This is a genomic window from Rhodococcus sp. W8901 (assembly GCF_013348805.1).
Lineage (GTDB): Bacteria > Actinomycetota > Actinomycetes > Mycobacteriales > Mycobacteriaceae > Prescottella.
This window is the reverse complement of sequence record NZ_CP054690.1, coordinates 5,375,067-5,395,430: the sequence shown is the minus strand read 5'-3', so window position 1 is coordinate 5,395,430 and position 20,364 is coordinate 5,375,067. Positions and strand designations below refer to the sequence as shown.

The window sequence follows — 20,364 nt, the reverse complement described above, 5'->3', positions numbered from 1 at the left end:
CTCAGGCCCAGTGCAGGGTCTCCGCCGGGTCGAGCCGGGGGAGACGGTCGAACCACGGGTTCTCGCCGGGGTGGCCGATGTTGACGACAAGGATCGACTTCCACGGCCCGTCCGCGAAGAACTCGCCGTCGATCCCGGCGGCGTCGAAGCCGGCCATCGGCCCGGCCGCCAGGCCCAGCGCGCGGACCGCGAGGATGAAGTAGCCCGCCTGCAGTGCCGAGTTGAACGACCCGGTGCCGGAGCGCACCTCCTCGTTGGCCTCGTAGAAGTCGGCCATTTCGGGGCGGATCGGGAACACTGTCGGAATGTGCTGGTGGAAGCGGGTGTCCACCGCGAGTACGGCCACCGCGGGCGCTGCCTGCACCTTCGCCTTGTTGCCGTCGGCCATGTGCTGGGCGAGCCGCGCGCGACCCTCGTCGGTGCGGACGAAGAGCACCCGCAGCGGCTGGGTGTTGGCTGCCGTCGGCGCCCACTTCGCGAGCTCCCAGATTTCGGCGAGCTCGGCGTCGCTGACGGGGGTGGGGGCGAACGTGTTCGCGGTGCGCGCCTCGGTGAACAGCGCGGCGCGGCCGGCCTCGTCGAGGGTGCCGAGCGTGTGGGTCACGCCCTCGGCAAGTTCGGTCATGATGCTTCCTTCTTCCTTGCGACTTCTAAATTACTAGTGGCTATGTCGAAAGTAGCACTGGTTGCTAGGATCGGGGCATGGCGATCAAGGAACACGAACCGAGGGCGTGCGACGCGGCCCTCGCACGCGCCTTCGAGTTTCTCGGGAAGCGTTGGAACGGCGTCATTCTCGCGACCCTGCTGTCCGGCCCGGCCGGATTCTCCGAGTTGCGCCGCGCGGTCGCGGGCATCAGCGACTCGGTGCTCTCCGAGCGGCTCGGCGTTCTGGGCAAGGCCGGACTGGTCCAGCGGGTGGTCGACGACGGTCCGCCGATCGCTGTCAGTTACAGTCTGACGCCGTCCGGCCAGGCGCTTCTCCCGGCGCTGCGGGAGATCACGGCCTGGGCCACGGAGAACCTGCCGGCCTGATCGAGGGTCGCGCCGACGAGCCGTCCTAGGCGATGGACGCGTAGGTCAGGCCGGCGGCGAGCGCTCCGGCGAGCGCGCCGACGACGACCTGCCCGCGCGTGTGGTCTCCGAGGTGAACCCGGGACCAGCCGATCAACGGTGTGAGGACCAGCGTCAGCAGCCACCACGGCGACACGGCGAGCGCCAGAACGACTGTCACGCCTGCCGACACACCGGTGTGGACACTGACCTTCCAGTGGAAGAGGCTGGTGATCACGGCCGCGACCAGCAGCGCCACCAGGCCCGCCGACATGAACGCGATCATCTCGATCGGCGCGTGCGCCACGATCTGGACGACCAACCCGCCCAACACGACAACGAGAAGCACGACCATCAGCAGATGTCGCTCGTCGATCCGGGTGACGTGGTGATCGCCGATCCGCGCCCGCCGCATCCCGGCCAGGATGACGCCCATCGGGACGACGCCGGCGCACACCGCGACGAATGCCCCCCAGCCGGGAGCGCCCACCGCGACACCCATGATCATCGACGCCACGATGTTGACGACCCACGGCGCACCGACCTCGGTCAGCGCGCGGGCAGTCACGTCGATTGCGGTGCGGCGGTCCTGCACGCCGAGATCTGTCATTGCTCTGCGACCAGCCTTCGTTCGTTTGCACGTCCACTTCGACAGGCGCTGCCGGTAGGCGGGGCCTTCGAGCGGTGGCTGTCCGAGCGTCCCGACGCCGGCAACCCATCGCCGTCGATGGAGACCGTAGTCGTCGGAACGGGGCCATATCCAGCCGAGGTCGACCGTCGACGGTACTGACGGGATCAACGAGACAACCGGTCGGGCATCGGACCGAATACCGATCGGACTCTGTCCATCTCGCCAGAGCTACACGATCCCGAACTCGCGGATCTTGCGGTAGATCGTTGCGCGAGACATTCCCAGCGCCGCCGCTGCGGCAGTCTTGTCACCGGCGTGCAGGGCGATTGCATCGACGATCGCATCGCGCTCGAGGGCCTGCATCCTGGTCAGGTTGTGGCGGGTCGTCGCCCGGCACTCGGCGGGTAACGCCTCCGGTTCGATGACACCCGAGCGGCGGTGCCTATGGACCTCCTCGAGGACGTCGCGCAACTGAGTCACATTTCCGCGCCATGCCAGGCGCATGAGCTGGTTCAAGGCGGCGGGCGCCAGAACGAGGTCGGTGGCCCCGGCCGCGTCGAGGAGTACCCGCACGAGATCAGGGATGTCCTCGAGGTGATACCGCAAGGGCGGCACGCTGATCGACTTCGGAAACAGCCGGAGCAGAGAGGAAGTGTCGACCGCCTGCGGATGTCGGGTCAGGCTCACCCACGGATCACGGGCGAGCGGCCCTGGGGGCGCCGCCTGCAGCACGTGCGTGAGCTCGACGAGTTCGGGCTCATACAAGACGTCGGCGTGAAGTATTGCCAGATCCGATCCGCTGTCGAACTCCGATGCTGCTCGGTCGAGTAGTTCGTTGCTGTCGAGCTCGGCGGCGTCGAGCAGCGCGAGTCTGTGCCCTGCCCAGACATTTTGGTGCACCGCCCGGATCAACGCGGCCTTCCCGACCCCCGGCTCTCCGTCGAGGACGAGCCATTCCCGCCGCTTGCATGCATCGATCACACCCTGGGCGGTGTGCCGCCACACAGCGCTGCTTCCGGCGATCGTACGCAGCGCAGGTGCACGCCCGGCGCCCAGCGGGGAACGGGTCGTGGCGGAAACCTGCGCCTTGATCCGGACGATGCCCCCGGCCAGTTTGTCGCCGGCGAAGGTCGGCTCGTAGCTCAGCCGCGCGGTGGTGCCACTCGGTAGGTCGGTGAGGGTCGAGAACGGCTTGGCCACCCCGCGTGCGTCCCGGGCGTGTTCGATGATGGCCATCTGGTCACCCGCGTCGAATTGTTGCTGTGTCAACGCATTGATCATCAGCACTTCCTCGCCGATGGCTATGACCGGTCGTCCCGAATGCTGGCATGCAGCGCGATAGTCGTTCAACACCGCCCGGTCCAGTTCGTGGGCATCCTCGAGGATGCGTTCGCTGATGCGGGCGGCGGCCAGTTTGGCGAAGGACAGCAGCAGCGAGTTCGAATGCTGTGCCCTGGTGGTCAGGTCCACGACCCCCAGGATCGCGCCGGTGATGGGATGCGTCACCGGCGCCCCGGCACAGCTGAACGAACGCAACTGCCCGCTGAAGTGTTGGCTCCCGTCGACCAGAACGGGCACCCCGACCTCCAGTGCCGTTCCTATCCCATTTGTCCCGACTTGTGTTTCCGCGTAGCGGAATCCGGGAGCGAGGTCCACTCGGTCGAGTGTCGTCAGCAATCCGCGGTCTCCGCTGCGGCGCCAGAGGACGACGCCCGTGGCATCGGTCAGGATCAGCGAGACCGGCTCGTTCTCGATCTCGGCGGCCAGGGCGGCCAGCACCGGTCGGGCGGCGCGGGTGAGAACGGTGTCGACCGGCGGTCGCTCGACGTATTCCGCGGCGGGACGGTCGACGTCACCCAGCACGACCCGTGACCGCGACCAGGACATGCGGAGCCAATGGTCGAGCCGGCGACCGGGAGAGCCGGCGGCCGCAGTCGGTAAATGAGCCTGGGGGGTATCGCCGGTAGATGCCCCATGCGGATGTGGGCTGTTCGGCGTCTGCGAACCCATCGTTGATCTCCCGTGTCGGCTGTTCGGGCGGGCCAGAGGTCATCGCGCGGGGCAAGTGTATGCAGCAGGCGCCCTAGTGAATGTGAGTTTCGTCTCACACTGAGACAGATATGCCGTGTATCACAGCGTTGAATCGGACGCACAACGTCCCCCCTAGCCGGCATCCGGCCGGCACCCCGTTCAGGAGGCGCACAGTGAGCAGGCAGAGCCTGACTAAGGCCCACGCAAAGATCACCGAGCTCTCGTGGGAGCCGACTTTCGCGACCCCGGCCACCCGGTTCGGCACCGACTACACGTTCGAGAAGGCCCCGAAGAAGGACCCTCTCAAGCAGATCATGCGGTCCTACTTCCCAATGGAGGAGGAAAAGGACAATCGGGTCTACGGCGCCATGGACGGCGCGATCCGCGGCAACATGTTCCGGCAGGTGCAGCAGCGGTGGCTGGAATGGCAGAAGTTGTTCCTGTCGATCATTCCCTTCCCGGAAATCTCGGCGGCGCGGGCCATGCCGATGGCCATCGACGCCGTGCCCAACCCGGAGATCCACAACGGACTTGCCGTTCAGATGATCGACGAGGTTCGTCACTCGACTATCCAGATGAACCTCAAGAAGCTGTATATGAACAACTACATCGACCCTGCCGGCTTCGACATGACGGAGAAGGCGTTCGCGAACAACTACGCCGGCACCATCGGCAGACAGTTCGGTGAAGGGTTCATCACCGGTGACGCGATCACCGCGGCGAACATCTACCTGACGGTGGTGGCCGAGACCGCGTTCACCAACACACTGTTCGTGGCCATGCCCGACGAGGCCGCGGCCAACGGAGACTACTTGCTGCCCACCGTCTTCCACTCGGTGCAGTCCGACGAATCGCGGCACATCTCGAACGGCTACTCGATTCTGTTGATGGCGCTCGCCGACGAACGGAACCGTCCCCTCCTCGAGCGGGACCTGCGGTACGCGTGGTGGAACAACCACTGCGTGGTCGATGCAGCGATCGGCACCTTCATCGAATACGGCACCAAGGACCGCCGCAAGGACCGCGAGAGCTATGCCGAGATGTGGCGACGGTGGATCTACGACGACTACTACCGCAGTTACCTCATCCCGCTCGAGAAGTACGGCCTGACCATCCCGCACGATCTGGTCGAAGAGGCGTGGAACCGCATCGTCGAGAAGGGCTACGTCCACGAGGTGGCCCGGTTCTTCGCCACGGGTTGGCCCGTCAACTACTGGCGGATCGACGCGATGACGGACAAGGACTTCGAGTGGTTCGAGCACAAGTACCCGGGCTGGTACTCGAAGTACGGCAAGTGGTGGGAGGAATACAACCGTCTCGCCTACCCGGGCCGGAACAAGCCGATCGCTTTCGAGGAGGTCGGGTACCAGTACCCGCACCGCTGCTGGACCTGCATGGTGCCCGCCCTCATCCGCGAGGACATGGTCGTGGAGAAGGTCGACGACCAGTGGCGGACGTATTGCTCGGAGACGTGCTACTGGACCGACGCGGTCGCGTTCCGCAGCGAGTACCAGGGCAGGCCGACCCCGAACATGGGGCGGCTCACGGGATTCCGCGAATGGGAAACCTTGCACCACGGCAAGGATCTCGCCGACATTGTGCACGACCTCGGGTACGTGCGTGACGACGGCAGGACGCTCGTCGGCCAGCCGCACCTCGACTTGGACGACCCGAAGAAGCTGTGGACTCTCGACGACGTACGCGGCAATACGTTCCAGAGCCCGAATGTGCTCTTGAACGAAATGTCCGACAGCGAACGCGATGCCCACGTCGCCGCGTACCGCGCCGGCGGAGTGCCGGCCTGACACCGGGCCCGTCGGTGGCGCCGCGTCCACGCGGCGCCACATGCGGCCTCAACCTCATTCCCGAGCCCAGGAGACCACCCGTGGCCGACACGCACCGAATCAATTTCGAGCCCGTCGACATCGAGATGGAAGTCGACGAAGAGGAGACCGTGCTCGATGCCGCGTTCCGGCAGGGTATTCACCTGATGCACGGCTGTCGCGAGGGGCGGTGCTCGGCATGCAAGTCCTACGTCCTCGACGGCGAGATCCAGATGGAGGACTACTCGACCTTCGCGTGCAACGACGCGGAGGCCGACGAGGGCTACGTACTGCTCTGCCGCTCACGCGTTTTCAGCGACTGCACCATCGAGCTACTGAATTTCGACGAGGACGAACTCCTCGGCGGTATCGCCATCCAGGATGTGCGCACCCGGGTCGCCGCGATCGAATCGATGACGAAGGACATCGTTTCGCTGCGGCTCCAGGTGGTCGGGGCGTACGAGTTCAAACCGGGCCAGTATTCGGACCTGCAGATTCCAGGCACCGAGGAGCACCGGTCCTTCTCCATGGCGACGACACAATCGACGCCCGGGCAGGTCGAGTTCCTCATCAAGAAGTATCCGGGTGGAAGATTCTCCAGCCTACTCGAGGACGGGATCTCGGTGGGCGACGAGATCTCCCTCACCGGCCCCTACGGGTCGTTCACGCTCAAACAGGGGCACGTCCTCCCGGTGGTCTTCATCGGGGGCGGAGCGGGGATGGCGCCGATCCTCTCGCTGCTCCGGCACATGAGCGAAACGGGCAACACGCGGCAGGTGCACTTCTACTACGGCGCCCGCACCGCGCAGGACCTGTTCTACGTCGACGAAATCCTCGAGCTCGGGAAGGGCCTGACGGACTTCACCTTCGTCGCCTGCTTCTCGGAGTCGATGGACCCGCCGCCGTTCGGTCCGATCACCTGCGAGGAGGGCAACGTCACCGACGTCGTGAGCCGCCGCGAACCGGAGATCCGTAAGTCCGAGGTCTATCTGTGCGGACCGCCACCGATGGTGGATGCCGCGCTCGAACTGCTCGAGGCCGACAGCACGCCGAGGGATCAGGTCTTCTACGACAAGTTCACCAGCCCGGCCTTCGAGTAGCAGCCGTTGGGTATCACCTTCCTCGCTTCACCGACCAGAACTGAGAAATGAGATGACGACAACTACCGGGTCCAAGCAGCGCAGCTTTCCCAAGATCGAGTTCACCGACTCCGAGGCCGGCGCGCTCGAGTTTCCCAGCTCCAGAAGCCGCAGGTTCAGCTACTACACGCCGGCCAAGTTGCGATCGACGATGTACGAGGACGTGACCGTCGACGTGCAGCCCGACCCCGAACGTCACCTGTCGCAGGGGTGGATATACGGCTTCGGCGACGGACCCGGCGGATACCCGAAGGAGTGGACGGCTGCGAAGTCGTCGGACTGGCACGCGTTCCTCGACCCGAACGAGGAGTGGGACCAGACGATCTATCGAAACAACTCCAAAGTCGTACACCAGGTCGAGCTCTGTCTGTCCAACGCCAAACGAGCTCGTGTCTACGACGCCTGGAACACGCCGTGGCTGACGTTCATCGCCCGCAACCTGGGGGCGTGGATGCACGCCGAGAACGGTCTTGCGCTGCATGTGTTCACGTCGATCCAACGGTCGTGCCCGACCAACATGATCAACACCGCCGTCGCGGTGAACGCCGCCCACAAGATGCGATTCGCGCAGGACCTGGCGCTGTTCAACCTGGATCTGTCCGAGGCTACGGAGAACTTCGACGGCGCGGTGCACAAGGAGGTGTGGCAGTCCGCCCCCGAGTGGCAGCCCACCCGAGAGGTCGTCGAGCGACTGACCGCGGTGCCCGACTGGTGTGAACTGCTCTTCGGCTCCAACATCGTCTTCGAGCAGTTGGTGGGCTCGTTGTTCCGCAGCGAACTCGTCATGCAGATCGCCGCCGGCAACGGCGACTACATCACGCCGACCATCGTGGGCACCGGCGAACACGACTACGACCGCGATCTCACCTACACCCGTAACCTCTACCGGTTGTTGACCAGGGATCCCGAGTACGGGGAGTCGAACAAGGACCTGTTCGGCACGTGGCTGGCCACGTGGGTGCCCCGGTGTCTCGAGGCGGCCCGCGCGCTGCAGCCGATCTGGTCGCAGCCGGCCGACAAGGCGGTGACCTTTGCGTCGAGTCTCGACGCTGCCACCGTGAAATTCCGGTCTTTGCTCGAAGATCTCGGGCTCGACATCCCGAAGGAGTTGGACAAGTGAGCATGCAATTCGGATCGTCCACCGAGTTCTCCAACATGTGTGGCGTCACCCTGATGAACACCCCCATCGGTCGCGTCGTCGCGGAAGTAATGGGCGCGAAAGAGGGGGTGGAGCTGACCGAGTACCCGTCGATGATTCGCGTCGACGGCCACCGTCTTCTCGATTTCGACTACGCCGAACTCACCGAGGCGTTGGGCGAAGAATTCGACGGCTCCATCTTCGAGGAGATCAGCTCCACCCACTACGGGCGCATGGTCCACCTCGATGACAAGACATTGCTGTTCGCCAGCCCCGAGGATGCCGCCGAGCACATCGGCTTCGATCTCGCGGAACGTCAGTGACATTGCTCGGTCATCTCTCCCACCGAAGGAGGTCGTCGTGAAAGCGCTTGTATTCCAAGGCCCGCAATCGAAGTCGTGGACCGACGTTCCCGATGCGCAGTTGATCGAACCCACCGATGTGGTGGTCCGCGTGGATACGACCACGATCTGTGGAACAGACCTGCACATCCTGGAGGGTGACGTCCCGGCCGTCACACCCGGTCGGGTCCTCGGCCACGAGGCGGTCGGCACGATCACCGAGGTCGGATCGGCAGTCACCTCGCTCGCGGTCGGCGACCGAGTGCTCGTGCCGGCCATCACCTCGTGCGGCAAGTGCGCACCCTGCAAGGCCGCGATGCCCTCGCACTGCGCGTCGGTCGGCGGGATCGGCTGGATCTTCGGGCATCTGATCGATGGAACGCAGGCCGAGTACGTCCGCGTGCCCTACGCCGAGACCAGCGTGCACGTGCTGCCCGACGCCGTGAGCAATGAGCAGGCGATCTTCCTGGCCGACATTCTCCCCACAGGATTCGAGATCGGAGTGCAGAACGCTCACGTCCGGCCCGGCGACACCGTCGTCGTGGTCGGCGCCGGACCCGTCGGATTGTCCGCGGTCAGCACCGCCGAACTGTACGGCGCCGCGACGGTGGTTGCCGTGGACCTCTCCGACGCGAGACTCAAACGCTCGCTCGACTTCGGTGCAGACGAGACGCTCAACAGCGGCCGAGATGATGTGCGCGAACGCATCCTGGAACTCACCGGTGGTCAAGGCGCACACGTAGCGATCGAGGCGGTCGGCATCCCGGAGACCTTCGAGCTGTGCACCACGCTGGTCCGACCCGGGGGGCACATCGCCAATGTGGGTGTGCACGGAAAGCCCGTGAGCCTGCGACTCGAGGAACTCTGGATCAACAACATCACGATCACCACCGGCTTGGTCAACGGCACGACAATCGCGACTCTCCTGGACCTGGTGGAGCACGGCCGGATCGACGCCGGCGCGTTCGGTACCCACTCGTTCGGCCTCGACCAGATGGTCGAAGCATACGAAGTCTTCGCTCATGCGGATGCCCACGACGCTTTGAAGGTCACTATCTCTCGATGATCGCGTCCATCAACAGATTCCAGCGATTGGAGCTTGCAGAATGTATGAGAAGAATGGTGAAAAGTATTTCATCGTCGACGGTCACGTACACCTCTGGGACGCGCGCCAGTCGAACCAGAAGAACGTGCATGGCAAGCAGTTCATCGACTGCTTCTACGACTACCACAAGAACCTCAGCCCCGAAGAAGTCCTGTGGGACTACGACACCTACACCTACTACGGTGCCGACAGGTTCGAGCGCGACATCTTCGTGGACGGATACGTCGACCATGCGATCTTCCAGGCAACCCTGCTGAACGACTTCTACCACAACGGGTTCGGACAGACCGAAGAGGCGCTCGCGCTGGTGCGCAAGAACCCGGGGAAGCTCACCTACAACCATGCGTACGACCCCCGACACGAGGAGGCCGGCCTCGAGCAACTGCGCAGGGACGCGGCCCGGATGAACCTGCAGGGCGTCAAGCTCTACACCGCGGAGTGGCATGGTGACTCCCGCGGATACAAGCTCGACGATCCGTGGTCGAGGCGGTACCTGGAGGAATGTATCGAGCTGGGTATCAGGAACATTCACGTCCACAAGGGGCCGACGATCCGTCCGCTCGATCGCGACGCCTTCGATGTGTCCGACATCGACAAGGTCGCCACCGACTACCTGGATCTGCGGTTCGTCGTGGAGCACGTCGGTCTGCCGCGGCTCGAGGACTTCTGCTGGATCGCCACTCAGGAATCGAATGTCTACGGCGGGCTCGCGGTCGCCTTGCCGTTCATCCACAGCAGGCCCCGGTACTTCGCCCAGATCATCGGTGAACTCCTCTACTGGATCGGCGAGGACAAGATCCTCTTCGGAAGCGACTACGCGATCTGGACCCCCAAGTGGCTGATCGAGAAGTTCGTCGACTTCCAGATTCCCGAGGACATGCTCGGTGAGTACGCCCCGATCACCGTCGACCAGAAGAGGAAGATCCTCGGACTCAACGCGGCAGCCCTCTACGATCTGGACGTTCCCGCGCACCTGCGACTGGACGAGCCTGCCGGACAGGAAGGTGTCGAGGTCGCTGCCGGTGCCCGAGAGGCCGTGTCGTCATGACGGCCGCCGTTGCCTGCGCGGAGACCGACGTTGTCGAGGCCCTCGCTACGGTCGTCGACCCGGAGCTGGACGAACCCATCACCGAACTGGGCTTCGTCCGTTCGATCACGCTCGACGACGACGGGGTCACCGTCCATCTGAGGCTCCCCACCGCCTTCTGCTCACCGAACTTCGCCTACCTGATGGCGTCGGACGCGCTCGACGCCCTGCGGCTCGTCGAGGACATCGGTGAGGTTCGAGTTCTGCTGGACGACCACCACGACAGCGGCAAGATCAACGCCGGCCTGGCCGCCGACGCGGGATACATCGGAACGTTCGGTTCCGAGGCGGAGGAGAGTCTGCACGAATTGCGCAGAACCTTTCTGTCCAAGGCTCATTCGGCCGCAATGGAACGGTGCGTCGAAGCCCACCTGAAGCGGACGACCCTGGGCGTGAACGAGATCCACAAGCTCACCCTCGGTGACCTTGCAGCAGGAAGGGCCAAGACCGCACTGCTGCGCCGCCGCGTCCGTCTCGGGTTGAGTGTGTGCCCTGCCAGTCGGGTGTTCGTCGACGACAACGGGCAGCGCATCGCTCCCGATTCGGTACCTCTGCGCCTGAGGTTCGCGAAATCCGTTCGCATCTCGATGGAAGGCAATGCGCACTTCTGTCGCGGTCTGCTCGCCACCCGTTACGCCGACGGCGACTCCGTCGGCACCACACCCCGGATCACCGATCTCAGAACCACCAGGAGCCTGCGATGAAGGCCGTACAGGTCGTCGGATACCACACCAAGCTGCAGCTCACCGACATCCCGGAACCTGTGGTCGAGGGCCCGCTCGACGTCATCGTGCGAATCGGTGGTGCAGGCGTGTGCCGGACCGATCTGCACATTCTCGAGGGGCAGTGGGAGAAGAAGAGCGGCGTCGAACTGCCGTACACGATCGGCCACGAGAACGCGGGCTGGGTACACGCCGTGGGCGACGCCGTCACCAACGTCGCCGTCGGCGACAAGGTGATCCTGCACCCGCTCATCACGTGTGGACTGTGCCGTGCCTGCCGGTCCGGTGACGACGTCCACTGCGAGAACAGCAAGTTTCCCGGGATCGACTTCAACGGCGGCTATGCCGAATACCTGCGGACCACGGCGCGCAGCGTCGTACGGATCGACGACTCGCTCGAGCCGGCCGATGTCGCCGCTCTCGCCGACGCCGGCCTGACGGCGTACCACGCCGTAGCGAAGGTCGCGACGGCGACCAGACCCGGAGATGTGTGCGTGGTGATCGGGGCGGGAGGGCTCGGCCACATCGGCATCCAAGTCCTCAAGGCGATCTCCGGAGTGACCGTGGTCGTCCTCGATCGCAATCCCGCCGCCGTCGACCTCGCGGTGGAGATCGGTGCGGATCACGGCATCGTCGCCGACGGTACCCACGTCCAGCAGGTCCTGGAGCTGACCGGCGGGCAGGGCGCCGAAGCCGTCGTCGACTTCGTCGGAGAGGGTGGCGCCACTCGCGAAGGGATCTCGGTGTTGCGTCGCGCCGGCAACTACTACGTCGTCGGTTACGGCGAGAACATCGACGTCCCGACGATCGACGTGATCTCCGCGGAGATCAACTTCATCGGGAATCTCGTCGGCACCTACAACGACCTGCAGGAGCTCATGACCCTGGCGGCCCAGGGCAAGGTCACCTTGCACACCACCGAGTACCCCCTCGAGGACTTTCAGCAAGCACTCGACGATCTCGACGCCGGGAGAGTGCGAGGCCGGGCGATTCTCGTCCCCTGACAGCCGCGTTCTCCCGCAGATGCACTTCTCCCGCAACAGAAATCCACGAAAGGAATGCCGGCCATGGCCAAGGAGCTGCGGTACAACACGGATGCGCGATCGCGGCTCGAGCAGGGCGTCAACGCCCTTGCCGACGCGGTGAAGGTGACCCTCGGCCCCAAGGGTCGCAACGCGGTGCTCGAGAAGCTCACCGGACCGCCCACGATCACCAACGACGGCGTGACGATCGCACGGGAGATCCAGCTCCGTGAGCCCTTCGCCAACATGGGCGCGCAGCTGGTCAAGGAAGTGGCGATGAAGACCAACGGTGTGGTCGGCGACGGCACCACCACCGCGACCGTGCTGGCCCAGGCGATGGTTCGCGAGGGGCTTCGTTCGGTCGAAGCCGGCGCCAACCCCATGCGTGTGCGCCGGGGTATCGAACGGGCCGTGACGGTGGTCGTCGAGGCGCTCCGTGATCAGGCGACTCAGGTGGGGGGTCGGGACGACCTGCAGCGGATCGCGACGCTCGCCGCGAGCGATGACGAGTCGATCGGAGATGTTGTCGCACAGGCAGTCGACTACGTCGGCGAGTCGGGGGTCGTCACCACCGAAGAGAGCGAAGCACTCGGGCTGTCGGTCGAGATCGTCGACGGGATCGCATTCGATCACGGTTACACGTCCGGTTACATGGTCACCGACCCCGAGCGGATGGAAGCCGTCCACGACCATCCGCTGATTCTGCTCACCAACAAGAAGATCACCCAGGTGCAGGACATCATGCCGAGCATCGAGGTGGCCAAGCGCGCCGACCGGCCCCTGGTCGTGCTGGCCGAGGATGTCGACGGCCCGGCTCTGCAGCTCCTCGTCGGCGGCAACATGCACAGGACGATGCAGTCGGTGGTCGTCCGCGCACCGGGGTTCGGACACCGCCGTGTCGCCGAACTGGAAGACCTCGCGGTGGCGCTCGGGGGGCACGTCATTGCCAAGGACACCGGCATCGAGCTGTCGGAGGTGACACTCGAACGCCTCGGGTCGTGTGACCGGATCACCGTGACCGAGGACGAGACGACCATTGTCGGCGGACACGGGGATCAGCGTCTCCTCGATGCCCGAGTCGGGCAGCTGGAGGCTCAGCTCGAGCGGGCCAAGATCGATGCCGATCGGGACAGCCTCGAACTGCGCATCGCCCGGCTCACGGGGCGGGTGGCCGTGATCCGCGTCGGAGGCGCCACCAGCGTGGAGCTCAAGGAGCGGATGCTCCGTGTCGAGGACGCTCTGGCCGCCACCCGTGCTGCAGTCGAGGCGGGGATAGTGTCCGGGGGCGGAACCGCGCTGGCACAGTCGCATCGCGCGCTCACAGACGTCGATCTTGCCGGGGACGAGGCGATCGGGTGCGACGTCGTCCGGCGGGCCCTGGACGAACCGCTGCGCTGGATCGCGATCAACGCGGGTTTCGATGGCGACGACGTCGTCAGGGTGGTCGCCGACCTGCCGCTGGGGCACGGGTTCAACGCGCTCACCGGGGCGTACGGCGACATGTTCGACGACGGCGTGATCGACCCTTTCAAGGTTACCCGTGCCGCCCTCGAAAGCGCGGCATCGATTGCAGCGCTGCTCATCACGACCGAGACCGCCATCGTGGAAGAGGTCATCGGTAATCCTGGTGCCATCATGGCCCCGGCCTTCGGCGATCTCGCCGAAGGCATGGTCCGTCCGTCCAATATCTACTGACGAAGATTGGAGCCGTCGTGATCTTTATCGTGGTGAAGTTCGAGGTCCTCGACGAACGCGTGGACGACTGGATGGTCATCACCAAGGAATTCACCGAGGCGACGCGGGCCGAACCGGGAAATCTCTGGTTCGAATGGACCCGCAGCGTGGACAGTCCCGGGCAGTTCGTCCTGATCGAGGCGTTCCGCGACGGACAGGCCGGCGCCGACCACGTCGGTTCCGTGCACTTCGAGAAGGGACTGGACGCGATGCGCCCGGCTCTGCGTGAGACTCCGCGCATCATCAACACCGAGATTCCCGGAGTCGACTGGTCACGGATGGGTGAACTGGAGATCGAACGGTAGATCCCGATAGGACGGGGGATCTAGTGGCTGACCGCCGCGCCGAATCCCTTCGTCGCCAACCACTCGATCACGGTGTCGGCCACCTCGGGCCAGCCGTGGTCGACGGTCAGCGAGTGACCGCGGTCCGGGAAGACGAGGTAGTCGTTGTCGGTGTGCGCCCGGTGATAGCGGTGGTACGCCGAGCGACTGACCGATTCGGGCACCGTGTGGTCCTGGCCGCCGCCGAGGATCAGCAGCGGTCCGCGTTCCACGTTGGTGTCGACGTGGGCCGGTGATCCCGGCAGGAAGTTGGCGAACGCGGCCTGGAACAGCGGCCGGCCCGGGGACGGGATGGCCCAGTGGTCGTACAGCGAGTCCGATTCGCTCCGGTCGAGCGCGTTGCCGAAACCGTAGGCGAAGGCGTCCGGGGTGAGCGTGACGCTGCGTTTGGCGTTGACGGGGTTGCCGAGGACGGGGAACGAGGAGCGCAGCTGCGCGAACGGGAGCGCCTTCACGCCCTGCATCTGTGCGGGATCGATCGCGACCGCGGCGGCGGCGACGTCCGCGGCCAGGAGTTTCTGGGCGATCAGGCCGCCGAACGAGTGCCCGACGACGATCGGTTTGCGTCCCAGTGGCGCGATCGCCTCGGCGAAATGGGCGGTGACCTCGTCGATCCCGATGCCGGCCTGGTCGTCGGCGTGGGCGCGGGTGTCGGTGACGGTCGGCGCCTCGCCGGGCCAGGTGGGGGCGAGGGTCGAGAACCCTGCCGCGCCGAACTTCTCGCGCCACGGATCCCAGGACGAGGCCGCCAGCCACAGGCCGTGGACGAACATGACCGGCGGTGCACCGTTCGAGGCCGTCGGATCGGGTGACTGCGCCGCGGGGGTGTCGGACATCGGCGGATCCTTCCGGGTCGTGGAACGCGTACCCAGTGCTTCCTCCACGATGCCCCGCCGGTCGTCGGAGCGGGCATTCAATCGCCGGATCCGTATGGACTTTGGTCACCAATCGAGGACAAATGGTCCGATTCGGTCCCATTGAGTGAGATCCGTGTCACTCTCACCGGACACCTGTCGGATTGTGAGCCAGGACACGCGATCGCCCGAGCGGTTGATCGAACGATCGAACAATTTCACCGAAAGGGATTCGGGGAGCGGACATGACGGCGATAGAGACGGATAGCGAAGAAGTTCGGATGATCGACGCCGGTGCGGCGCCGACGCGATTCGCGCGGGGCTGGCACTGCGTCGGACTCACGCGGGACCTCAACGACGGCAAGCCGCACCCGGTGCACGCGTTCGGCACCAAGCTGGTGGTCTTCGCGGACAGCCAGGGCGAGCTGCAGGTGCTCGACGCGTACTGCCGGCACATGGGTGGCGACCTGAGTCAGGGCGAGGTCAAGGGCGATTCGGTGGCGTGCCCGTTCCACGACTGGCGGTGGAACGGCAAGGGCAGGTGCACCGATATCCCGTATGCCCGCCGCGTGCCCCCGCTGGCCCGGACCCGCGCATGGACCACGATGGAGAAGGACGGACTGGTGTTCGTCTGGCACGACCCCGAGGGCAACCCGCCGCCGCCGGAGGTCACGATCCCGGACATGAGCCAGCCCGGTGAGGAGTGGACCGACTGGGTGTGGAAGTCGATCACCATCGACACCAACTGTCGCGAGATCATCGACAACGTGGTCGACATGGCGCACTTCTTCTACGTGCACTACGGCTTTCCGATCAAGTTCAAGAACATCTTCGAGGGCCACGTCGCCACGCAGTACTACGAGGGCGTCGGTCGGGAAGACATGCGCCGGGCCGGGGCGGAGAAGACCACTCCGATCGGAAACGACTCCGTGGCGGCGTATTACGGGCCGTCCTTCATGGTCGACGAACTCAAGTACCGCTATCCCGACTTCGACATCGACTCGATCCTGATCAACTGCCACTACCCGATCACGCCGGACAAGTTCGTGCTCATGTACGGCATCAAGGTCAAGCAGACCGACGAGATCCGGGGCGAGGAGGCGCAGGAGCTGGCCACCAGCATGGCGTCGTACATCACGATCGGCTTCGAGCAGGACGTCGCGATCTGGAAGAACAAGACCCGGATCGAGAATCCACTGCTGTGCGAGGAGGACGGGCCGGTGTACCAGTTGCGTCGCTGGTACGAGCAGTTCTACGTCGACGTCGCCGACATCACCCCGGACATGGTGAACCGCTTCGAGTTCGAGATGGACACCACCAAGCCCGTCGCGGCCTGGCAGCGGGAGGTCGCCGAGAACATCGAGCGTCGCACCGCCGCGGCCGCCGTATCCAACTAGTTTCCGCAGGTAAGGGGCTTAACGGTTAGGCGGCGAGGGGAATAACGCGTCGCGGGGCCACGGTTCTTCGGTTATGGCGAAAACCGTGGTCGCGAACGCGTACGGAGGGCCGGAGGTCCTCGAAGTGGTCGATCGGGACATCCCGCCGCCCGAGTCCGGGCAGGTGGTGGTGCAGATGAGGGCGATCGGGGTGAATCCGGTCGACTACAAGCTCTACAACGGCAGTTTCGGACATGACCCAGCGCGACTGCCCGTCCGTCCGGGCGTCGAAGGCGCCGGCGTCGTCATCGCGGTCGGTGACGACGTCGACGCGGTTCGCGTCGGCGACGAGGTGATCGCGTACGCCGGGGAAGGCGCCTACGCCGAGCAGGTGGTGCTGCCGGCGGAAGACGTTCTGCCCAAACCGGACGCGTTGTCGTGGGAGTCGGCGGCGGGCCTGCTCGTAGCGGGCGGAACCGCCATCGACGCACTCACGGTGACCGGTGTCGGGGAGGGCGATGTCGTCGTCATCCAGGGCGCTGCCGGCGGGGTCGGCGAGTTGGCCGTGCAGTTGGCGGTCGCACGGGGTGCGGTGGTAGTCGGGGTGGCATGGGAGAGGCACCACGACTTCCTCCGCACCCTGGGGGCGCTGCCGGTGCTGCCCGGCGAGGGGTTGCCCGAGAGGATCAGCGCGATCGCCCCCGACGGGGTGGACGCGGTGATCGACACGGTCGGTAGCGACGAGGCTGTCGACGCGTCGCTCGCGTTGGGAGCCCCGCGGGACCGGATCGTCACCATCGTCGCGTTCGGCCGGGCGGAGCAGGACGGCTTCCTGTCGATCGGCGGGGGAAACGAGAACAGCGCGAGGATTCGCCGTGAAGCCCGCCCGCTGCTGGTGGACATGGCCGGCGACGGTGGTCTCGACGTCGCCGTCGGAACCAGGTTCGCTCTCGTCGACGCGGCCGAAGCGCACCGGGCGCTCCGGAAACCGCATGCGCGTGGGAAGTTCGTGCTCCTGCCCTGACCCGAACAGTGCCACGGAAAGGGATGGCGGCCACCAGCGAGCGGCGTCGATCAGCTCCGCGTGAATCGGTGCGCCTGCACACCGTGCAGATGACCGGGCGGCAGTTTGCGCCCGCTGACGGCGAGCAGGACGTCCTGCGCAGATCCGGTGACGGGGCTGCCCGAGCCGAGCGTGAAGTCCAGGTCGGTGGCGCGCAGCTCGACGCCGTCGAGGTCCACGCCGAAGTACTTCAGGTTCTTCGGCGTCACCCCGTCGAGGACCAGTTGCAACCGCTCGAGCGGCACCTGCCGGTCGAGTCCGAGCCCGACGGTGATGTCGAGGCCGTGGATGACGTCGTGGGACAGCGCGCCGGCGAACCCGCCGCCCGGGGGCTTCCACGGGTGGTGGACGTTCTCCCGCAGACACGAGACGAGTCGGTCGGAGGCGAGTGCCTCGGCGTCGCGTCGCGCCGCCCGGTCGGAGAAGCGGTTGAAGTTGCCTCCCGCCATGACGATTCCCAGGACGATGCGTGGCGTCGAGTAGCGGTACGGCATCGTCGTGTGGGCAATCACCTCGCGGACCCGCCAGCCCTCACACAGCGTCTGGCGATTCCACAGGTCCGCCGGGAGCGCGGCCAGCAGGTCCGCCATCTCTCCGCGTTCGGCGGCGATCATCGCCTGGATGCTCGCGTCGGTGGTCTCGTTCATCGCATACCTCCCGTTTCGTCGATCGTGCCCGGGGCACCCCTCGATACTGACCGACGGAGGAGAAGAAACTCATCGCGGGTGCGTCCTCAGCGTCGCGGTGACTTCGCGATCGCGAGGGCCATCCCCGCCGCGATCGCGCACAGCCCGCCGGCGACGAAGAAGGCGGCGTCGTAGCCGCCGAAGCGGTCGCGGACCAGTCCGGCCAGGAACGCGACCAGTCCGGCGCCGATCTGGTGCGACGCCAGCACCCAGCCGAACACGATGGGGCCGTCGGCGCCGAAGTGCTTGCGGCACAGCGCGACGGTGGGCGGCACGGTGGCCACCCAGTCGAGGCCGTAGAAGATGATGAACGCGATCATCGGCGGGTGCACGGTCTGTGCGAACAGCAGCGGCAGCACCATCAGTGAGATGCCGCGCAGTAGATAGTAGATGCCGAGGAGCTTGCGGGCGTCGAAGCGGTCGGTGAACCAGCCCGACGCGATGGTGCCGACCAGGTCGAAGATGCCGATCACCGCGAGCAGGCTCGCGGCCGCCGTCACGGGCATGCCGTGGTCGTGCGCGGCCGGGACGAAATGAGTGCCGACCAGTCCGTTGGTGCTGGCGCCGCAGATCGCGAACGTGCCTGCCAGCAGCCAGAACACGCGGGTGCGGGCGGCCGAGCGGAGGACGCCGAGCGCCCGGCCGACCGCGCCGCCGGGTGCGTCCGGAGTCGCGGGCCGCACGTAGTCGGCGGGGGCGCCGTACGGCGTGGTGCCGACGTCCTCGGGACGGTTGCGCAGGAACAGCAGTACCAGTGGCACCACGGCCAGCGCGGCGAACGACACCGTCACCGACACCGTCTGCCAGTCGTAGCGCTCGGCCAGCGTCGCGAGGACGGGCAGGAACACCAGCTGCCCGGCCGCGCCGCCGGCGGTGAGAATGCCGGTGACCAGTCCGCGGCGTGCGACGAACCAGCGGTCGGTCACCGTTGCCACGAAGGCGAGTGCCATCGATCCGGTGCCGAGGCCCACCAGCACGCCCCACAGCAGCACCAGCTGCCACGTCGTGGTCATGAACACGGTCAGGCCGCTGCCGAGCGCGATCAGCGCCAGCGCGGCGGTCACGACCTTCCGGATGCCGAACCGCTCCATCAGCGCCGCCGCGAACGGCGCCGTCAGCCCGTACAGCACCAGGTTCACCGACACGGCCGCCGAGATACTCGCCCGGGACCAGCCGAAGTCGTCGTGCAGCGGGTCGATGAGCACCGACGGTGCCGCCCGGAATGCGGCGGCGCCCACCAGCGCCAGGAAGGCGACGGCGGCCGCGGGCCAGGCCGGGTGGATCCGACGTACGCGCCCGGTCGGGGTGGTGCTCGGGGTGGATACGGGCGGGGCGATCTCGGAACTCACGGCGTACATTGTGGCCGCCGCCGGGCGGGCGGCGGCCACCGGTACGTCAGGGGAGCAGCGCCGCCGGGGTGCCCGGCAGACCCGGGTAGTAGGTGCCCGCCGACCAGCCGCCGTCGACGGCCAGTTCGGCGCCCGAGATGTACGACGCCTCGTCGCTCGCGACGAACAGGGTGGCCCGCGCGATGTCCTCGGATTCGCCGATGCGCTGCAGCGGCACACCGGTGTACTTGCTCTGCAGGTCGTCGCCGCGGAGGCCGCCGGGATTGCCGAGCGTGGTGTCCACCCCGCCCGGGTGCACCGAGCACACCCGGATGCCGGCCGGGCCGAGTTCGTAGGCGAGCGCCTTCGTGAGCCCGCGGACCGCCCACTTGCTGGCGGTGTAGGCGGCGAGCCCGTTGACGCCGCGCAGGCCGTCCACCGACGAGATGTTGACGATCACGCCGCGACCGGCGCGCTTCATCGTCGGAACGACGGTCTTGGCGCCCAGCAGGTTTCCGAGGACGTTGATGTCCAGCAGGCGCTCGGTCTTCGCGACGTCGATGTCCTCGATCGGGGACCAGTGCATGACGCCGGCGTTGTTGACCAGAATGTCCAGGCCGCCGAATCGTTCGACCGTTTGGTCGGCGAATGCGGTCCACGACGCCTCGCTGCTCACGTCGAGGGGCGCGAAGAACGTCGCGTCGCCCAGTTCCTCGGCCAGCGCGCGGCCCTTGTCCTCTAGCACGTCGCCGAGCGCGACACGAGCGCCCTCCGCGACGAAGAGGCGGGCCGTCGCGGCGCCCATGCCCTGCGCTGCGCCCGTGATGATCGCGATCTTGCCGTCGAGCCGTGCCATGCGTCCTCCGAGGTCTGCCTCGAACCGGACTGTC

20 protein-coding genes are annotated in these 20,364 nt (G+C 66.2%); 13 read left to right on the top strand and 7 right to left on the bottom strand.

Going from position 1 to position 20,364, the window contains the following annotated elements:
* Position 1 precedes the first annotated feature (1 nt).
* Positions 2 to 625 (bottom strand): malonic semialdehyde reductase, encoded by a 624-nt coding sequence (locus HUN07_RS25135; protein ID WP_174913861.1) that lies wholly within the window; start codon positions 623 to 625, stop codon positions 2 to 4.
* Between the two features lie 77 nt (positions 626 to 702).
* Between HUN07_RS25135 and HUN07_RS25130 the strand changes: the two genes are divergently transcribed.
* Entirely contained in the window at positions 703 to 1,032 is a 330-nt protein-coding gene (locus HUN07_RS25130; RefSeq protein WP_174913858.1) for a winged helix-turn-helix transcriptional regulator, read from the top strand.
* Between the two features lie 25 nt (positions 1,033 to 1,057).
* Here HUN07_RS25130 and HUN07_RS25125 read toward each other — a convergent pair whose 3' ends face one another.
* Positions 1,058 to 1,660 (bottom strand): hypothetical protein, encoded by a 603-nt coding sequence (locus HUN07_RS25125; RefSeq protein WP_174913855.1) that lies wholly within the window; start codon positions 1,658 to 1,660, stop codon positions 1,058 to 1,060.
* A gap of 249 nt (positions 1,661 to 1,909) precedes the next feature.
* On the bottom strand, positions 1,910 to 3,568 hold the full coding sequence (locus tag HUN07_RS25120; RefSeq protein ID WP_174913852.1) for a sigma-54-dependent Fis family transcriptional regulator: 1,659 nt from the start codon (positions 3,566 to 3,568) through the stop codon (positions 1,910 to 1,912).
* 317 nt (positions 3,569 to 3,885) lie between these two features.
* Here HUN07_RS25120 and HUN07_RS25115 point away from each other — a divergent pair, with 317 nt between their 5' ends.
* From HUN07_RS25115 to HUN07_RS25070, 10 genes are all read left to right on the top strand, one after another.
* Positions 3,886 to 5,517 carry a methane monooxygenase gene (locus HUN07_RS25115; RefSeq protein WP_174913849.1) on the top strand — a complete coding sequence of 544 codons (1,632 nt, stop codon included), beginning with the start codon at positions 3,886 to 3,888 and terminating at the stop codon, positions 5,515 to 5,517.
* An 80-nt stretch (positions 5,518 to 5,597) separates the two neighbouring features.
* On the top strand, positions 5,598 to 6,635 hold the full coding sequence (locus HUN07_RS25110; protein WP_174913846.1) for a 2Fe-2S iron-sulfur cluster-binding protein: 1,038 nt from the start codon (positions 5,598 to 5,600) through the stop codon (positions 6,633 to 6,635).
* A 52-nt stretch (positions 6,636 to 6,687) separates the two neighbouring features.
* A complete protein-coding gene (locus HUN07_RS25105; protein ID WP_174913843.1) occupies positions 6,688 to 7,794 on the top strand; it encodes an aromatic/alkene monooxygenase hydroxylase subunit beta in 1,107 nt (368 codons plus the stop codon).
* Positions 7,791 to 8,135 (top strand): propane 2-monooxygenase effector subunit MimD, encoded by a 345-nt coding sequence (gene mimD, locus HUN07_RS25100; RefSeq protein ID WP_174913840.1) that lies wholly within the window; start codon positions 7,791 to 7,793, stop codon positions 8,133 to 8,135. Before HUN07_RS25105 ends, mimD begins: the two co-directional genes overlap by 4 nt.
* A gap of 37 nt (positions 8,136 to 8,172) precedes the next feature.
* Positions 8,173 to 9,219, top strand: a complete 1,047-nt coding sequence (locus tag HUN07_RS25095) for a zinc-binding dehydrogenase (protein ID WP_174913837.1) — start codon at positions 8,173 to 8,175, stop codon at positions 9,217 to 9,219.
* A gap of 40 nt (positions 9,220 to 9,259) precedes the next feature.
* Entirely contained in the window at positions 9,260 to 10,306 is a 1,047-nt protein-coding gene (locus HUN07_RS25090; protein WP_174913834.1) for an amidohydrolase family protein, read from the top strand.
* A complete protein-coding gene (locus HUN07_RS25085; RefSeq protein WP_174913831.1) occupies positions 10,303 to 11,049 on the top strand; it encodes an iron-sulfur cluster assembly protein in 747 nt (248 codons plus the stop codon). The genes HUN07_RS25090 and HUN07_RS25085 overlap by 4 nt, the downstream gene beginning before the upstream one ends.
* On the top strand, positions 11,046 to 12,071 hold the full coding sequence (locus HUN07_RS25080) for an NAD(P)-dependent alcohol dehydrogenase (RefSeq protein WP_174913828.1): 1,026 nt from the start codon (positions 11,046 to 11,048) through the stop codon (positions 12,069 to 12,071). Before HUN07_RS25085 ends, HUN07_RS25080 begins: the two co-directional genes overlap by 4 nt.
* Positions 12,072 to 12,134: 63 nt before the next feature.
* Positions 12,135 to 13,784, top strand: a complete 1,650-nt coding sequence (gene groL / locus HUN07_RS25075) for a chaperonin GroEL (protein ID WP_174913825.1) — start codon at positions 12,135 to 12,137, stop codon at positions 13,782 to 13,784.
* A 17-nt stretch (positions 13,785 to 13,801) separates the two neighbouring features.
* The gene (locus tag HUN07_RS25070) at positions 13,802 to 14,128 is read left to right on the top strand and encodes a putative quinol monooxygenase (protein WP_174913822.1); all 327 of its coding nucleotides are present in this window, start codon (positions 13,802 to 13,804) and stop codon (positions 14,126 to 14,128) included.
* 20 nt (positions 14,129 to 14,148) lie between these two features.
* Here HUN07_RS25070 and HUN07_RS25065 read toward each other — a convergent pair whose 3' ends face one another.
* The gene (locus HUN07_RS25065) at positions 14,149 to 15,003 is read right to left on the bottom strand and encodes an alpha/beta hydrolase (RefSeq protein WP_174913819.1); all 855 of its coding nucleotides are present in this window, start codon (positions 15,001 to 15,003) and stop codon (positions 14,149 to 14,151) included.
* 263 nt (positions 15,004 to 15,266) lie between these two features.
* On the opposite strand from HUN07_RS25065, the gene HUN07_RS25060 reads away from it, so the two are divergent.
* The gene (locus HUN07_RS25060; protein ID WP_174913816.1) at positions 15,267 to 16,418 is read left to right on the top strand and encodes a Rieske 2Fe-2S domain-containing protein; all 1,152 of its coding nucleotides are present in this window, start codon (positions 15,267 to 15,269) and stop codon (positions 16,416 to 16,418) included.
* Between the two features lie 73 nt (positions 16,419 to 16,491).
* Positions 16,492 to 17,421 carry an NADP-dependent oxidoreductase gene (locus HUN07_RS25055; RefSeq protein WP_114723919.1) on the top strand — a complete coding sequence of 310 codons (930 nt, stop codon included), beginning with the start codon at positions 16,492 to 16,494 and terminating at the stop codon, positions 17,419 to 17,421.
* Positions 17,422 to 17,471: 50 nt separating this feature from the next.
* Here HUN07_RS25055 and HUN07_RS25050 read toward each other — a convergent pair whose 3' ends face one another.
* The 3 genes from HUN07_RS25050 to HUN07_RS25040 all read right to left on the bottom strand — a co-directional run bounded on the left by HUN07_RS25050 (position 17,472) and on the right by HUN07_RS25040 (position 20,330).
* A complete protein-coding gene (locus tag HUN07_RS25050; RefSeq protein ID WP_174913813.1) occupies positions 17,472 to 18,107 on the bottom strand; it encodes a maleylpyruvate isomerase family mycothiol-dependent enzyme in 636 nt (211 codons plus the stop codon).
* Between the two features lie 86 nt (positions 18,108 to 18,193).
* Positions 18,194 to 19,495, bottom strand: coding sequence for an MFS transporter (locus HUN07_RS25045; RefSeq protein ID WP_441346788.1), 1,302 nt, complete (start codon positions 19,493 to 19,495; stop codon positions 18,194 to 18,196).
* Positions 19,496 to 19,541: 46 nt separating this feature from the next.
* Positions 19,542 to 20,330, bottom strand: a complete 789-nt coding sequence (locus tag HUN07_RS25040; protein ID WP_174913807.1) for an SDR family NAD(P)-dependent oxidoreductase — start codon at positions 20,328 to 20,330, stop codon at positions 19,542 to 19,544.
* Positions 20,331 to 20,364 lie beyond the last annotated feature (34 nt).

Coding starts and splice junctions, on each gene's coding strand:
- HUN07_RS25085 (WP_174913831.1), top strand. CDS start 10,303: ATGACGGCCGCCGTTGCCTGCGCGGAGACCGACGTTGTCGAGGCCCTC.
- HUN07_RS25040 (WP_174913807.1), bottom strand. CDS start 20,330: ATGGCACGGCTCGACGGCAAGATCGCGATCATCACGGGCGCAGCGCAG.
- groL (WP_174913825.1), top strand. CDS start 12,135: ATGGCCAAGGAGCTGCGGTACAACACGGATGCGCGATCGCGGCTCGAG.
- HUN07_RS25050 (WP_174913813.1), bottom strand. CDS start 18,107: ATGAACGAGACCACCGACGCGAGCATCCAGGCGATGATCGCCGCCGAA.
- HUN07_RS25125 (WP_174913855.1), bottom strand. CDS start 1,660: ATGACAGATCTCGGCGTGCAGGACCGCCGCACCGCAATCGACGTGACT.
- HUN07_RS25090 (WP_174913834.1), top strand. CDS start 9,260: ATGTATGAGAAGAATGGTGAAAAGTATTTCATCGTCGACGGTCACGTA.
- HUN07_RS25080 (WP_174913828.1), top strand. CDS start 11,046: ATGAAGGCCGTACAGGTCGTCGGATACCACACCAAGCTGCAGCTCACC.
- HUN07_RS25120 (WP_174913852.1), bottom strand. CDS start 3,568: ATGTCCTGGTCGCGGTCACGGGTCGTGCTGGGTGACGTCGACCGTCCC.
- HUN07_RS25130 (WP_174913858.1), top strand. CDS start 703: ATGGCGATCAAGGAACACGAACCGAGGGCGTGCGACGCGGCCCTCGCA.
- HUN07_RS25055 (WP_114723919.1), top strand. CDS start 16,492: ATGGCGAAAACCGTGGTCGCGAACGCGTACGGAGGGCCGGAGGTCCTC.
- HUN07_RS25105 (WP_174913843.1), top strand. CDS start 6,688: ATGACGACAACTACCGGGTCCAAGCAGCGCAGCTTTCCCAAGATCGAG.
- HUN07_RS25060 (WP_174913816.1), top strand. CDS start 15,267: ATGACGGCGATAGAGACGGATAGCGAAGAAGTTCGGATGATCGACGCC.
- HUN07_RS25065 (WP_174913819.1), bottom strand. CDS start 15,003: ATGTCCGACACCCCCGCGGCGCAGTCACCCGATCCGACGGCCTCGAAC.
- HUN07_RS25135 (WP_174913861.1), bottom strand. CDS start 625: ATGACCGAACTTGCCGAGGGCGTGACCCACACGCTCGGCACCCTCGAC.